The sequence below is a fragment of the Algoriphagus mannitolivorans DSM 15301 genome, assembly GCF_000429425.1.
GTDB classification, from domain to species: domain Bacteria; phylum Bacteroidota; class Bacteroidia; order Cytophagales; family Cyclobacteriaceae; genus Algoriphagus; species Algoriphagus mannitolivorans.
Genome location: NZ_AUBV01000018.1, coordinates 19,224 through 32,963 on the forward strand (window position 1 = coordinate 19,224; position 13,740 = coordinate 32,963).

Genomic DNA, 13,740 nt, shown 5'->3' on the forward strand with positions numbered 1-13,740 from the left:
CTTTAAATCCCTCCTATGATTACCTCACAAGCTTTAAATTCTTTCTTGTCAGAGGATTTTCTTTTGCAAAATGAATTTGCCAAAATTCTCTATCACGACTACGCCAAGCATCTTCCAATCATCGATTATCATAATCACCTTCCTCCAGCGGAAATAGCTCAAAACAGAAAATTTGAGAACATCTCCAAAATCTGGCTAGCCGGAGATCATTACAAATGGAGAGCGATGCGGACCCTTGGTGTCAATGAGCGGTATATCACAGGAAGCGCCAGTGATCCTGAAAAATTTGAAAAATGGGCTTACACCTTACCCTACACCATGAGAAACCCTCTGTATCATTGGAGTCACATGGAGCTCAAAAGGTATTTTGGAGTCGAGGACCAATTAAACAAGGGAAATGCTGGTGACATCTATCTGAAAACTACAGAAATGCTTCAGGAGGATGGCTTTAGAGCCAGAGCACTTCTGGAAACCATGAATGTAGAAGTCGTATGCTCTACAGATGATCCCACAGATACCCTAGAGCATCACCTTTCTTACCTAGACCAAGGTCATGAATTGGGCTTATATCCTGCTTTCCGCCCTGACAAATCTTTTGCCATTGAAAATCCAACAGCCTATTTTGACTACCTGACCAAATTGGGAGAGGTCGTGGGGTTTGAGATCAACTCTTTCGACAGCTTGATAGAGGCCTTGTCCAATCGAGTGGAATTCTTCCATGCCAAAGGTTGCAGACTTTCTGATCATGGTTTGGAAAATCTTTTGTATTCCAACAATTCCAAACTTTCAGCCGATGGAATTCTTCAAAAGGTAATCCGAGGAAATCAACCCAATCATGAAGAAATAGAATATTTTAAACATAAAGTGCTCAAGAAACTCTGCAAGATGTACCATGCTAAAGGCTGGGTGCAGCAGTTTCACCTGGGTGCATTGAGGAATACCAACGAACGAATGCTTGGGTCCTTAGGGCCAGACACTGGTTTTGACTCTATCGGTGATTTCAGTCAGGCCAGAGCAATGGCCTCTTTTTTCAATGACCTTGACTCCAAGGATCAACTTGCCAAAACGGTAATCTATAATCTCAATCCGAGAGATAATGAAGTTTTTGCTACGATGATCGGTAATTTCAATGACGGGTCGGTCAAAGGGAAAATCCAATTTGGCTCCGGTTGGTGGTATTTGGATCAAAAGGATGGAATGGAAAAACAAATCAACACCCTGTCCAACATGGGTTTGATCTCCTGCTTCATTGGAATGCTGACTGATTCGAGAAGTTTCCTTTCTTTTCCAAGACACGAATACTTCCGAAGAATCCTCTGCAATCTATTTGGAAAAGATGTAGAAAACGGAGAGCTACCATGGGATGAAAAATGGCTTGGCAAGCTCATTGGTGATATTTGTTATCACAATGCCAAAAATTACTTTGACTTCTCTCCTTCTAACTACAAAAAATAAGTATGGGATTTTCAGATCTATTTTCTCTTGAAGGAAAAAAAATAGCCTTTTCTGGGGCTACCGGAGTATTGGGAAAAACGATGGCACTACACCTAGCCGGGGCAGGAGCTGAAATATTGATTTTAGGCAGAACTCCGGAGAAAGTTGAAGAGCTGGTTCGTGAGATTCATGCTATGGGGGGAAAATCCACAGGGTACAGCGCAGATGTGACCGATGAAGTATCTCTTCAAAAAGTTGCCCAGCTTATTGAATCCCAACATGGAAGTATCGATGTCTTGATCAATTCTGCAGGAGGAAATATGCCAGGGGCCGTGGTGAGGCCAGATCAAAATTTCTTAGATCTGGATACTGACTCCCTGCGAAAAGTAATGGATCTCAATTACCTCGGTACTGTCCTTCCAATCAAAGCCTTGCTTCCGTTAATGCTAAAGCAAGGCAAAGGAAATATACTGAATATCAGCTCCATGGCAGCCACTAGACCGATGACCCGTGTCATGGGTTATGCCTCTGCCAAAGCAGCTATTGATAATCTCACCAAGTGGCTTTCTGTGGAATTGGCCCAGAAACATGGACCGGAATTCAGAGTCAATGCTATTGCTCCTGGATTTTTCCTCACCGAGCAAAACAGAACCCTTTTGACGGAAGCAGATGGAAGCTTGACCCAAAGAGGAAATCAGATCATTACCCATACTCCTATGAACCGGTTTGGCAAGCCTGAGGACTTATTGGGAGCGCTTCAGTGGCTTTGCAGCGATGCTTCTGCCTTCGTCACGGGCACTATAGTGGCTGTCGATGGTGGATTCAGTGCTTACTCTGGAGTTTAAAGTTTAAAATGATAAGTTTAAAGTGGAGAAGTATTCGTAAGAACTCCATGAATATTAGCCTTAAGAAAACCCATTAAAATCAATTTCCATGAGCATAAAAATGGAACAAACCATGCGTTGGTATGGCCCCAAAGATCCTGTAAGCCTTCGTGACATTCGACAGTCTGGTGCAACGGGTATTGTAACTGCCCTACACCATGTACCCAATGGAGAAATCTGGACTAGAGAAGAAATTAAAGCCCGGAAAGAAATGATTGAGGCCGCTGGCCTAACTTGGTCTGTGGTTGAGTCTGTTCCGGTTCATGAGCGAATCAAAACCCGGACTGAAAACTACCTTCAGCTCATCGAGAATTACCAAGAGACCCTTCGTAACCTTGGTGCTGAAGGCATTCATACCGTATGTTACAATTTTATGCCCATTTTAGATTGGACTCGAACCAACCTGGAATACGAATTACCGAATGGGGCAAAGGCCCTTCTTTATGAAAAAAAGGCGGTTGCAGCATTTGATCTTTTCATTCTTCAACGCCCTGAAGCTCAAAATGAATATTCAGCAAAAGAAATCGAAGAAACAAAGGCCTACTACGATGCCTTGCCTTTAGAATCCAAGCAGTTGATCATTGACAATATCCTTAAGGGACTTCCGGGTTCTGAAATCGGCTATACTTTAGATGAGTTTAGGACCATGCTCAAAACCTATGAAGGTATAAATGCCGAAAAACTGGCAGAGCACCTACGCTTGTTTTTAGACGCTGTTACTCCTGTTGCGGAAGAAGCAGGGGTGTTTCTTTGTATTCACCCGGATGATCCTCCATTTTCTCTTTACGGACTGCCTAGAGTGGTCAGCACAGCCGCTGACGCAAGAAGGATTTTAACCGAGACTCCTAGCCATCACAATGGTTTGACCTTTTGTACTGGATCCTATGGAGTGAGAGCTGATAATGACCTTCCTGCAATGGTCAAGGAATTCGGTGATCGCATCCATTTTATTCATTTACGAAGCACCAAGAGAGATGCAGAAGGAAATTTCTACGAAGACAACCATTTGGAAGGCAATGTACCAATGGTAGAGGTAATCGACGAAATCCTAAGATGGCAGGAAAAAAGAGGGAAAAGCATTCCCATGCGACCAGATCACGGGCATCAGATGCTGGATGATTTGAATAAGAAAACAGCCAATCCTGGTTATACCGCCATTGGCCGACTTAAAGGACTGGCAGAAATCCGAGGAGTAGAGGAAGCTTTACTTTGGATGAAAAGCAAAAGCTCCTGATTTTTCTCTATGAATTAAACAAAACATTAAAATCCACTCGAACCTCAAGAGTGGATTTTTTTTATCCCCCACGAAATAGCGGAAACCTTTCCGTTGTTTTCTACAAGCCCAAAAAGGCCCGAATCAAGATAAATTGTCCTTGCTTCAGATAAATCTCCCATTTGAATATCTAATCTATGAATTCAAGCACATTTCCTTATTTTTGGCCTTTACTGAAGACCCATTTTAAAAAAAATAAATGAAAAGAATTTTAGTAAGTGGTGGCGCCGGTTTTTTGGGTAGTCATCTTTGTGATAAACTTTTGGCAGAAGGCCATGAAGTTCTGTGTGTTGACAACTTTTTTACAGGGAGTCGAAGAAACATCCATCACCTCTTGGACAATAAAAATTTCGAACTTCTCCGACACGATGTGACTCATCCACTGTTCGTGGAGGTTGACGAAATCTACAATTTAGCTTGTCCTGCCTCCCCCATTCATTATCAATTTGATCCTGTGCAGACCACAAAAACCTCTGTGATCGGTGCGATGAATATGCTGGGCCTGGCAAAAAGACTAAAAATCAAAATACTTCAGGCTTCCACTTCAGAAATTTATGGAGATCCGGAGGTTCATCCTCAGCCGGAGTCCTACCGGGGGAATGTCAATACTCTTGGTCCAAGAGCCTGCTATGATGAAGGTAAAAGATGCGCTGAAACCCTCTTTTTCGATTACCATAGACAGCATCGAGTTGGGATTAAAGTCATGAGGATCTTCAATACCTACGGTCCAAGGATGCATCCCAATGACGGTCGAGTGGTGTCGAATTTCATTGTACAAGCCCTTAAAGGACAAGACATTACCATCTACGGAGACGGAATGCAAACCCGATCTTTCTGCTATGTAGATGACAATATTGACGGGATGTACAAACTAATGAATTCAAGGGATGGATTTACTGGCCCAGTGAACATTGGCAACCCGGGGGAATTCACCATGCTAGAATTGGCACAATTGGTGATAGAGTTAACTAACAGCAAAAGTAAGCTGGTATACTTGCCACTTCCTCAAGATGATCCTTTGCAAAGAAAACCAGTTATCGAACTTGCAAAGAAGGAATTGAACTGGGAGCCTAAAGTGCCATTGAAAGAAGGATTGGTAAAGACCATCGCATATTTTGACTCCATTTTGGAATAATAGAAAGACCGCCTTTAAGCGGTCTTTTAGTTAAAACTTAAAGTTATCAAACCAAAATCTCAACCCTAATCTACCCACCCAAAGAACTTTGATGTATCATGGATAGAAGCATTCGGCTCTTAACACTTTCCTTTTTCACTATACTTTCGCTTGCATCACTTGCCTTTTCTTTCTTTCCAAAGAATATCAATTACCATGAGGAAGAATCCTATCTGAATTTCTTCAAAGAGGAAGAAGAGAAAGAAACAGCAGGATTGCTGGTCCCTATTTCGGTGGATCTACCGGAAATCATTGATTTGCCTCGCAACAAGGGAAATTTGACCAAGGATGTCTATGAGGATCATTTGGAAGCTGCAGAGTCAAATGGCCCGGGAATAATAGAAGACGAGTGGATGTTAAATCAGCTCCTTTATGATAAAGAACTGGTAGAGATCAATAAAGGGCCCGGATATCAATTGGAACCTTTGACACATAGTCACCCATATGTCACTCCACATTCCAAAAAAGTTTTGGAGGAAATCGGGCAGATGTATGAAGTATTGGCTGGAGAAGGGAATTTTTTCTCAATTTCTTCCGCAACCCGTACTATGGATCAGCAAAAAAATCTTAAGAAAAGAAACAGAAATGCCACTTCTGGAAATAGCTCGCATTCATATGGCGTTTCCTTTGATATTTCCTATATCCGATTCAACGGAGTCAGAGATTACAATTTAAAAGCTCAGAAAAATCTGGAAACTGTCCTAAACCATTTCCAAAAGAACAATAAAATCTACGTGATCAAAGAGCGAAACCAGAGCTGCTATCATGTGACGGTTCGCTAGAAATTATACCTGTTTGACCTAAAGAAAAAAGACCGCCTCACAGCGGTCTTTTTTGGCTTAGTATCCTAAAGTTTTCAACATACTTTCTTCTGTCTGATCCTTGGCAAAAAGCCAATGTCTGACTTCCCCATTTTCATCCCTATCAATCAGGACATGTTTTGGAGCAGGGATCAAGCAATGCTGAATACCCCCATATCCTCCTAAGGATTCTTGGTAGGCTCCTGTATGGAAGAAACCTATGTATTGCTTTTTCCTCTCCTCAATTTTAGGCAGGTAAATATTGAACTGGTGAGCTTCTGAGTTATAATAATCCATGCTATCACAAGTTAGACCGCCCAGAGAAATATTATGGTATTCCTCATCCCAGTTGTTCACAGCCAGCATGATGTATTTCTGATTCAAGCCCCAGCTATCGGGTAGTTGGGTGATAAAAGATCCATCGATCATGTACCAAAGCTCCTTGTCATTTTGAAGCTTTTCTTCCAATACAGAATACAGGACTGCCCCACTCTCGCCTACGGTGTAACTTCCAAACTCAGTGAAAATATTCGGCTCCACCGTATTGTTTTTAGCACACATCCATTTGATGTTTTTCACAATCTGGTCAGCCATGTATTGATAGTCGTAGTCGAAAAAGACATTGGTCTTGATCGGCCAACCTCCTCCAATATCCATGGAATCCAGGCTTGGAGCTACACGCTTCAATTCCACATATTTTTGGATAAAGCGGGTTAATTCAGACCAATAATAGGCCGTATCTCTGATTCCGGAGTTAATGAAGAAATGGAGCATCTTCAGGCTAACCTTTGGATTATCCTTGATTTTCTCCTCGTATAAGCTGATGATATCATTGTATCTCACACCAAGTCTTGAGGTATAAAACCCAAACTTTGGCTCCTCATCTGCTGCAATCCGGATTCCTACCTGAAAGGGTACATTGACATGCTCCAAGTAGTAATCAATCTCGGTAAGATTGTCCAAAATGGGCACGCAATTCTTGAATCCATCATTCAATAATTCAGAGATATACTGCTTGTACTTCTCCCGCTTAAACCCATTGCAAATGATATAGGTATCCTTGGTGATTTTCCCTTTTTCATAAAGACTTTTTACCAAAGGAATATCGAAAGTCGAAGAAGTCTCGATATGAATTTCATTCTTCAGGGCCTCTTCCAACACAAAGTTGAAATGGGAAGACTTGGTACAATAGCAATAGGTATAACTCCCATGGTAATTATGGTTGGCAATAGCATTTGCAAAGTATTGCTTAGCATTCTGAATATTTTCAGAAATCTTCGGCAAATACGTAAGCTTCAGGGGAGTGCCATAAGTCTCGATGATCTCCATCAAGTTTACCCCATTGAAGAAGAGCTTATTGTCTTCGACATGGAATTCTTTGGTTGGAAAATCAAAGGTCTGCTCAATCAGGTCAATGTATCTGTTCATTTACCGGGGAGTTGTTTTACAAAGGTTAAGGGTGCAAAAATTGCTTTTTTATCGGGGTATATCAAATGAAAAAGGGACAAATCCTCAATGGACCTGTCCCTTTCTATTATTACTTGTCGATTCCTAATCCCAAATTACCTGATGAAGGGATGCCTGAAGGAGAGCTTGTTCCGCCTGATGCTTTCTGTTGTTTTGAATTACTTTCTCTAGAATCTGCTTAAATCTCACCTCTTTTTTCAGCAAGGTGACCACTTGGGAAAAAAACCTCTCAACCGTTCTACTTTCTCCGGGAGCATAAGTAAAAAACACCTGAGAATTGGTTTCATCATATATCAAACTCAAAGTGGAAGGCTTTCCCATAGCTATCAACCCTTTAAACAAGGGCAGCAACTTTTCGAATCCTGTCTCAAGGCGGCACATTCCCTGCATGACATTGGCTACGGGTTGAACAAAAAGCTTAATAATTTCCTGATTGTTGATGCTGAAATCCAAAGATTCCGAGGAAGATGAAATGGTCCAGGAACTTGAATCCAATTCCGAACCGATGCTTTGTGCCAATGCGCTCATACTGATAGTGTTTAGAAATACTTTTTCAAAAGTAAGGCATGAATTTCAATTTTCCTATTTACCCTATCTTTTTTATAGACTTTAATTTTGAATCAATTCTTGAAAATGAAAAATGGCCGTTTTTGAGTAGGTTTGCGGAAAGAATATTTAGCCCGAAGTAACATCACCATTTATGCGAAAGATCAAATTAATAGAAGTCCGTTCAGAAATTGCTGCAGGAACAAGAGGAGCAAGTCTGGGAGTGGATGCTATGAAAATAGCCAGCTTGGATAAAAAATCGGACTTTTTTACGCGATTCGATCCTATCAATGTCCCTGATGCCAACAACTTTCTTTGGAAAGGAAACAAGCACCCGCATGCAAAATACATCGACGGGGTTTATCAAGTTTTAAAGAATGTGTATTCCACTGTAGAATCCCTTCGGTTGGAAAAGAAATTCCCCATCATTCTGGCTGGAGATCATAGCACAGCCGCAGGAACTATTATGGGAATCAAGGCAGCGCATCCTGAAAAAAGACTAGGAGTGATTTGGATAGATGCTCATGCAGACCTTCATACTCCATATACAACCCCTTCCGGCAATATGCATGGCATGCCTTTGGCCATGACTGCCCATTTGGATAATAGAGAATGCCAGGTAAATCATCCAGCAGCTGAAACCATTGCTTATTGGGAAAAAATCAAAAATATCGGTGGAGAATCTCCTAAAATTGACCCAAAAGACATTGTTTTCATATCGGTCAGAGACACCGAGAAGCCTGAAGATTATTTAATCCAGAAATATGGGATTAAGAATTTCAAAACCTCTGAAGTCCGAGATCTTGGAGTTTCCAAAGTCGCTCAGGAAGCTCTGGAAATCTTGAAAGATTGCGACCAGATTTATATCTCTTTTGATGTGGACAGCATGGATAGCTCGATTAGTGTCGGAACAGGCACCCCTGTTCCTGATGGTCTGACTGTAGAAGAGGCTATCCAGCTCAATGCTGAATTGATCAAAGACAAGCGAGTTTGTTGCTGGGAAATTGTGGAGGTAAACCCAACCCTGGATACCGAGAATACTATGGCAGAAGCCGCATTTGAGGTTCTTGAGGCAACTACCAAATCACTGGTTGAAAATTTCTAGTGAGAAGTTTGGCGTTTCAAGTCTTTAAATTCAGGTTAGAATAGGTCTTTTTTAGATTTTGAGGATACCTTTGCGAACTCTCATTTCATCTTAGTGACCTTTGAGGTTTAAAACATGAACATTCAGGAAAACATCATTCAAGGCATTCAACTGGCCTTTCAAAATATCTTCAACCACGATCTTCCTTTAGAGCAAATTAGTTTGGCTCCTACCAAAAAGGAGTTTGAAGGCTCCTACACTTTTGTGGTCTTCCCGTATTTGAAAGTTTCCCAGACCACACCTGAAAACACTGGAAATTTGATTGGCGAATACCTCAAGGCCAATGTCCCGGTTGTGGTAGATTTCAATGTGGTGAAAGGATTCCTGAATTTGGTCCTGAATGAGCGGGTTTGGGTTGATCTTTTTGAAAAGCTTTATTCCAATACTTCCATTGGGCAAATGCCGGCTAATGGGCAAAAAGTAATGGTAGAGTATTCCTCTCCCAACACCAACAAGCCACTGCATTTGGGGCATTTGAGAAATAACTTCCTCGGCTATGCAGTCGCAGAAATCCTCAAAGCCAATGGCTACGAAGTCATCAAGTCCAATCTGGTCAATGACAGAGGCATCCACATCTGTAAATCCATGGTAGCTTACCATCACTTTGGAAATGGTGAAACTCCGGAGTCTTCAGGACTAAAGGGAGATCATTTGGCTGGAAAATATTACGTTCTTTTTGATCAGGAATACAAAAAGCAGAGCAAAGAACTAGTCGCTTCGGGTCAAACCGAAGAGGAAGCCAAAAAGAACGCCCCCATCCTATTGGAAGCTCAGGAAATGCTTCGCAAATGGGAAGCCGGAGATGAAGAAGTAGTTTCACTTTGGAAAAAAATGAACTCCTGGGTGTATGCTGGATTTGACGCCACTTACAAGAAAATGGGAGTTGATTTTGACAAGTTTTATTACGAGTCTGACACCTATTTATTGGGTAAGGATATTGTGGAAGAAGGCTTGGCAAAGGGCGTATTTTTCAAAAAAGAAAATGGCTCGGTGTGGGTAGACCTTACCGATGAGGGTTTGGATGAAAAGCTTGTTCTTCGTGGAGACGGCACTTCAGTTTACATCACTCAGGACATGGGGACAGCCGATCTGAAATATAAAGATTTTGGTTTAGACAAATCCGTATATGTCGTTGGAAATGAGCAGGATTATCACTTTGATGTCTTGTTTAAGATCATGCGAAAATTAGGTCGCCCCTATGGTCCGGGTCTTTATCATCTTTCCTATGGAATGGTGGATCTTCCTACTGGAAAAATGAAGTCCCGAGAAGGCACCGTCGTGGATGCAGATGACCTGATGCAGGAAATGATCGACACGGCTGAACACCATACCAAAGAACTCGGGAAGATTGAAGGATTTTCTGAAGAGCAGGCAAAAGAGCTTTATGAGATTCTGGGTTTGGGAGCCTTGAAATACTTCCTCTTGAAAGTAGATCCTAAAAAAAGGATGCTGTTTAACCCACAGGAATCGATCGAGTTCCAAGGCTATACCGGACCTTTTGTGCAATATTCCCACGCGAGAATTGCAGCGATTCTTAGAAAAGCCGATCAATTGGGAGTTGGCTATCAGGAGAATAAGTTTTCAGGAATCGAAACATTAGCAGAATCCGAAACAGCTCTGATTCAGATCTTAAACGACTTTGAAAGAAAAATAAAGCTTGCCGGTGAAGATTATTCCCCTGCGGTAATTGCCCAGTACCTTTTCGAATTGGCAAAAGAATACAACAGATTCTACGCAGAACTGCCTATTTTCCACGAAAAAGATTCGGAAATTCAGAAATTCAGAGTGGCCCTTTCGGCACAGACTGCCAAAACAATCAAAAAAGGAATGAGTTTATTGGGCATCAATGTACCAGAGCGAATGTAACCATGAAAACACTTCTACTAATCTTCACCATCATCCTTTTTGCCTGCGGAAAAACCTTGGAAAGGCCAAGTGATCTTGCAGATTTTCACCCCAAATACGATCAAACCATGGAAAGTAATTTTTACAACTTCAAAATGATTGACATAGAAGGAAAAGAAGTGGACTTCTCCAGCTTCAAAGGAAAGAAACTGCTGATCGTCAATGTCGCCTCCAAGTGCGGATACACCAAGCAATACGCACAACTTCAGGAATTGCATGAAAACTTTGGTGACAAGGTCGTAGTGTTAGGTTTCCCAGCCAATAACTTTGGTGGGCAAGAGCCCGGCTCCAATGAAGAGATCAAGGCATTTTGCGATGCTGAATTTGGCGTGACTTTCTCTATGTTTCAGAAGATTTCTGTCAAAGGATTTGACAAACATCCCCTTTATCGTTGGCTTTCTGATGCCTCTCAAAATGGATGGAACAATGAGGAGCCGAGCTGGAATTTCTGCAAATATTTCATCAACGAAAAAGGCGAATTGTTGAAGTTTTTTCCTTCTTCTGTGACTCCTTTAGATGAAGAAATCTTAAAATTGATCGAAGCTTAAGAAGTCCCGATCCCTTGAAAAACACAATTACATCCAAAAAAGAAGCCTGGCTGCACGCAGTCAGGCTTCGTACTTTACCCCTTGCATTGGCCAGTATTTTCGCAGGGTCCTTTCTGGCAGCTTGGAAAAATGCCTTTCGCTGGGAGATTCTCCTATTGGCCTCTCTGACTACCATTTTCCTCCAGATCTTATCCAATCTTTCCAACGATTATGGAGACACGGTCCATGGTGCAGACTCAGCGGAAAGACAAGGCCCAGTTCGGGCAGTTCAATCTGGATTGATTTCCCTTTCGGAGATGAAAAAGGCCATGTACTTTTTGGGATTCTTATCTTTGATCTCCGGCCTCTTGTTGATTTACATTGCAGTGCAGGATCTGAAGATTTTCCTGTTATTCCTGGGGCTTGGGTTGGCCGCAATTTGGGCGGCAATCACCTACACCTCGGGAAACAATCCTTACGGCTATGCTGGACTGGGAGATTTATCTGTTTTTTTGTTTTTCGGTCTCTTGGGAGTATTGGGTACTTTCTTCCTTCATACCCTTTCTTTCGACTTAAGCACCCTTTGGATTGCATTTTCCTTAGGGGCATTTAGTACGGCCGTCCTAAACATAAATAATATCAGGGATATTGAGTCTGACGTGAAGGCGGGTAAAAAGTCCATTCCAGTGAGGATTGGAAGAAATAAGGCTGTAAAGTACAATTGGGGATTGTTAGCTTTTGGATATTTGAGTTTAATAGTCTTCGCCCTTTCCACTGACAATCACCTTTCGCTTTTAGCAACTTTAGCTTGGCCGATCATGATGAAAGTTGGCTTTGGCGTACAGCATGCTAAATCTTCCGCACAAACGGATCCATATTTGAAAAAAATGGCAATAAGCACCCTACTTTGGGTAATCCTTTTTGGAATCGGATTAATTTTTTAGCAAAACCTGACAAAAATCCTTTTTCCCTTGGTCAATTTGGCTAATTTGGTAAGTAACAAACCCCTATAGCTATGATCAAAGTCCTTGTGCCTTACGACTTTTCAGAAACCGCAAACCATGCCTTGAAGTTTGCGACAAGTCTGGCGAATAATTATCCTCAGGTAGAGTTATCCCTACTCCATGTAGTTGAGACACCTGTTACAACAGGAATGGGAACCATGGGAGGCGGACTGGAATCTGTACCTGCATTCGAAAATCAGGTCTTCTTCATGGAATTGATCGAAACAAGAAAAAATCAATTCAATAAACTGGAGGAACAGTATAAGGACTCCCCTTTTGGTTTTTCAACCAAAATAGTAGTCGGAAATGTCTTCAAAGGAATATCTGAAACAATCAATGATCAAAATCCGGATCTTATCATCATGGGATCGAAAGGAACCACAGGCTTGGAAGAAGTGATCATAGGAAGTAATACCGAAAAAGTAGTACGGAGTGCAAATTGCCCGGTGATTACCATAAAAACTGAGACTGATGTCCGGGACATGAAGAAAATTGTGTTCGCCTCCGACTTCAGGGATTCTGATGAAGAAGTTGCAAAAAGATTCAAGCGGATGCAAAAACTCTTCAATGCTGAATTTTACTTTGTGGTCGTAAATACTCCAGGGAATTTCGAAACCACCCGAGAGTCTATGAGCAGAATAAAGACTTATGTGAGTAAACATAAGTTTGAAAACATAAAAGCAGAGATTTACAATTCGCTTTCGGAGGAGTCTGGGATTTTGGAATTCGCAGACGATATCGATGCAGACCTTATTGCAATGACCACCCATGGACGTACTGGCCTCATTCACCTGATTACTGGCAGTATCGCTGAGGACGTAGTAAATCACTCCAAGCGTCCGGTGTGGACATATAAAAGATAGGATTAATAGATAGAATGAGCCGAAAAAGTAACGATTGGAAAAAGCGGGATGGCATTGTTTTCTCCACCAGCGATGAGTTTGATTACAATTATTCCGAATCGGAAAATGAACAAACCCTTCCTCCTTCTCAGCAAAAGCTGAAAGTACTTCTGGATAAAAAAGCCAGAGCCGGTAAACAAGTGACCTTGGTGGAAGGATTTATAGGTCAGGAAGAAGACCTTAAAGAATTGGGAAAACTCCTAAAGAACAAATGTGGCGTGGGAGGAACGACAAAAGACGGTGTAATTCTGATTCAAGGAGAACATCGGGACAAAGTCCTCCAGGTACTTCTTCAGGCTGGATATGGCGCGAAAAAGTCCGGAGGGTAAAAAACAATAGGGACACTATCCCGAAAAGTGTGTAAATAGATTTTAGGGTTAGTTAGAGTTTTAGACGGTTTTCAAACATAATCATAAATTGGTTTAGGATCATTCCCCAGTCTCGGATGGGCATGGTCCATTTTTTTGTGGCCTCCATGACTGCTAAGAAGACCGATTTGAGGACGGCTTCATCGGTGGGGTAGGAAAGCTTGTTTTTGGTGTATTTTCTGATTTTTCCATTTAGGTTTTCGATGATGTTGGTGGTATAGATGATCTTTCTGATCTCCAGTGGGAAGTCCAGGAAAGCTGTGAGTTCTTCCCAGTTTTCTCTCCAGCTTTTGATGGCATAGCCGTATTTCT

At 41.8% G+C, this 13,740-nt stretch carries 14 protein-coding genes; 11 read left to right on the forward strand and 3 right to left on the reverse strand.

The features are described 5' to 3' along the window. The first annotated feature begins 15 nt into the window (after nucleotides 1–15). From uxaC to G458_RS21100, 5 genes are all read left to right on the forward strand, one after another. Nucleotides 16–1,455, forward strand: coding sequence for a glucuronate isomerase (gene uxaC, locus G458_RS0116755; RefSeq protein ID WP_026952913.1), 1,440 nt, complete (start codon nucleotides 16–18; stop codon nucleotides 1,453–1,455). 2 nt (nucleotides 1,456–1,457) lie between these two features. After that, nucleotides 1,458–2,279, forward strand: a complete 822-nt coding sequence (locus G458_RS0116760) for an SDR family oxidoreductase (protein WP_026952914.1) — start codon at nucleotides 1,458–1,460, stop codon at nucleotides 2,277–2,279. Between the two features lie 88 nt (nucleotides 2,280–2,367). Next, entirely contained in the window at nucleotides 2,368–3,552 is a 1,185-nt protein-coding gene (gene uxuA, locus G458_RS0116765) for a mannonate dehydratase (RefSeq protein WP_026952915.1), read from the forward strand. A 238-nt stretch (nucleotides 3,553–3,790) separates the two neighbouring features. Continuing rightward, complete coding sequence (locus tag G458_RS0116770; protein ID WP_026952916.1) at nucleotides 3,791–4,726, forward strand: UDP-glucuronic acid decarboxylase family protein; 936 nt, start codon at nucleotides 3,791–3,793, stop codon at nucleotides 4,724–4,726. A 98-nt stretch (nucleotides 4,727–4,824) separates the two neighbouring features. Then, entirely contained in the window at nucleotides 4,825–5,547 is a 723-nt protein-coding gene (locus G458_RS21100) for a DUF5715 family protein (RefSeq protein ID WP_051287409.1), read from the forward strand. A 57-nt stretch (nucleotides 5,548–5,604) separates the two neighbouring features. Here the strand turns inward: G458_RS21100 and G458_RS0116780 are convergent, their stop codons facing one another. Together G458_RS0116780 and G458_RS0116785 are read right to left on the reverse strand one after the other, a co-directional pair. Beyond that, nucleotides 5,605–6,993 (reverse strand): arginine decarboxylase, encoded by a 1,389-nt coding sequence (locus G458_RS0116780; RefSeq protein WP_026952917.1) that lies wholly within the window; start codon nucleotides 6,991–6,993, stop codon nucleotides 5,605–5,607. Between the two features lie 123 nt (nucleotides 6,994–7,116). Beyond that, on the reverse strand, nucleotides 7,117–7,560 hold the full coding sequence (locus tag G458_RS0116785; RefSeq protein WP_026952918.1) for a hypothetical protein: 444 nt from the start codon (nucleotides 7,558–7,560) through the stop codon (nucleotides 7,117–7,119). 172 nt (nucleotides 7,561–7,732) lie between these two features. Between G458_RS0116785 and rocF the strand changes: the two genes are divergently transcribed. The 6 genes from rocF to G458_RS0116820 all read left to right on the forward strand — a co-directional run bounded on the left by rocF (nucleotide 7,733) and on the right by G458_RS0116820 (nucleotide 13,389). Continuing rightward, complete coding sequence (gene rocF / locus G458_RS0116795; RefSeq protein ID WP_026952919.1) at nucleotides 7,733–8,683, forward strand: arginase; 951 nt, start codon at nucleotides 7,733–7,735, stop codon at nucleotides 8,681–8,683. Between the two features lie 114 nt (nucleotides 8,684–8,797). Beyond that, nucleotides 8,798–10,588: an arginine--tRNA ligase gene (gene argS, locus G458_RS0116800; RefSeq protein ID WP_026952920.1), complete on the forward strand. Its 1,791-nt coding sequence runs from the start codon at nucleotides 8,798–8,800 to the stop codon at nucleotides 10,586–10,588. Between the two features lie 2 nt (nucleotides 10,589–10,590). Then, entirely contained in the window at nucleotides 10,591–11,175 is a 585-nt protein-coding gene (locus G458_RS0116805) for a glutathione peroxidase (protein ID WP_026952921.1), read from the forward strand. 14 nt (nucleotides 11,176–11,189) lie between these two features. Next, nucleotides 11,190–12,098 carry a 1,4-dihydroxy-2-naphthoate polyprenyltransferase gene (locus G458_RS0116810; protein WP_026952922.1) on the forward strand — a complete coding sequence of 303 codons (909 nt, stop codon included), beginning with the start codon at nucleotides 11,190–11,192 and terminating at the stop codon, nucleotides 12,096–12,098. Nucleotides 12,099–12,169: 71 nt separating this feature from the next. Continuing rightward, a complete protein-coding gene (locus G458_RS0116815) occupies nucleotides 12,170–13,021 on the forward strand; it encodes a universal stress protein (RefSeq protein ID WP_026952923.1) in 852 nt (283 codons plus the stop codon). 14 nt (nucleotides 13,022–13,035) lie between these two features. Beyond that, nucleotides 13,036–13,389, forward strand: a complete 354-nt coding sequence (locus G458_RS0116820) for a translation initiation factor (RefSeq protein ID WP_026952924.1) — start codon at nucleotides 13,036–13,038, stop codon at nucleotides 13,387–13,389. Between the two features lie 52 nt (nucleotides 13,390–13,441). Here G458_RS0116820 and G458_RS0116825 read toward each other — a convergent pair. Further along, a partial coding sequence (locus G458_RS0116825; protein WP_026952925.1) for a transposase occupies nucleotides 13,442–13,740 on the reverse strand: 299 nt, incomplete at its 5' end.

What these genes read in the sequence shown, in the direction of transcription:
- uxaC (WP_026952913.1), top strand. Translation starts at nt 16, where the DNA reads ATGATTACCTCACAAGCTTTAAATTCTTTCTTGTCAGAGGATTTTCTT.
- G458_RS0116760 (WP_026952914.1), top strand. Translation starts at nt 1,458, where the DNA reads ATGGGATTTTCAGATCTATTTTCTCTTGAAGGAAAAAAAATAGCCTTT.
- uxuA (WP_026952915.1), top strand. Translation starts at nt 2,368, where the DNA reads ATGAGCATAAAAATGGAACAAACCATGCGTTGGTATGGCCCCAAAGAT.
- G458_RS0116770 (WP_026952916.1), top strand. Translation starts at nt 3,791, where the DNA reads ATGAAAAGAATTTTAGTAAGTGGTGGCGCCGGTTTTTTGGGTAGTCAT.
- G458_RS21100 (WP_051287409.1), top strand. Translation starts at nt 4,825, where the DNA reads ATGGATAGAAGCATTCGGCTCTTAACACTTTCCTTTTTCACTATACTT.
- G458_RS0116780 (WP_026952917.1), bottom strand. Translation starts at nt 6,993, where the DNA reads ATGAACAGATACATTGACCTGATTGAGCAGACCTTTGATTTTCCAACC.
- G458_RS0116785 (WP_026952918.1), bottom strand. Translation starts at nt 7,560, where the DNA reads ATGAGCGCATTGGCACAAAGCATCGGTTCGGAATTGGATTCAAGTTCC.
- rocF (WP_026952919.1), top strand. Translation starts at nt 7,733, where the DNA reads ATGCGAAAGATCAAATTAATAGAAGTCCGTTCAGAAATTGCTGCAGGA.
- argS (WP_026952920.1), top strand. Translation starts at nt 8,798, where the DNA reads ATGAACATTCAGGAAAACATCATTCAAGGCATTCAACTGGCCTTTCAA.
- G458_RS0116805 (WP_026952921.1), top strand. Translation starts at nt 10,591, where the DNA reads ATGAAAACACTTCTACTAATCTTCACCATCATCCTTTTTGCCTGCGGA.
- G458_RS0116815 (WP_026952923.1), top strand. Translation starts at nt 12,170, where the DNA reads ATGATCAAAGTCCTTGTGCCTTACGACTTTTCAGAAACCGCAAACCAT.
- G458_RS0116820 (WP_026952924.1), top strand. Translation starts at nt 13,036, where the DNA reads ATGAGCCGAAAAAGTAACGATTGGAAAAAGCGGGATGGCATTGTTTTC.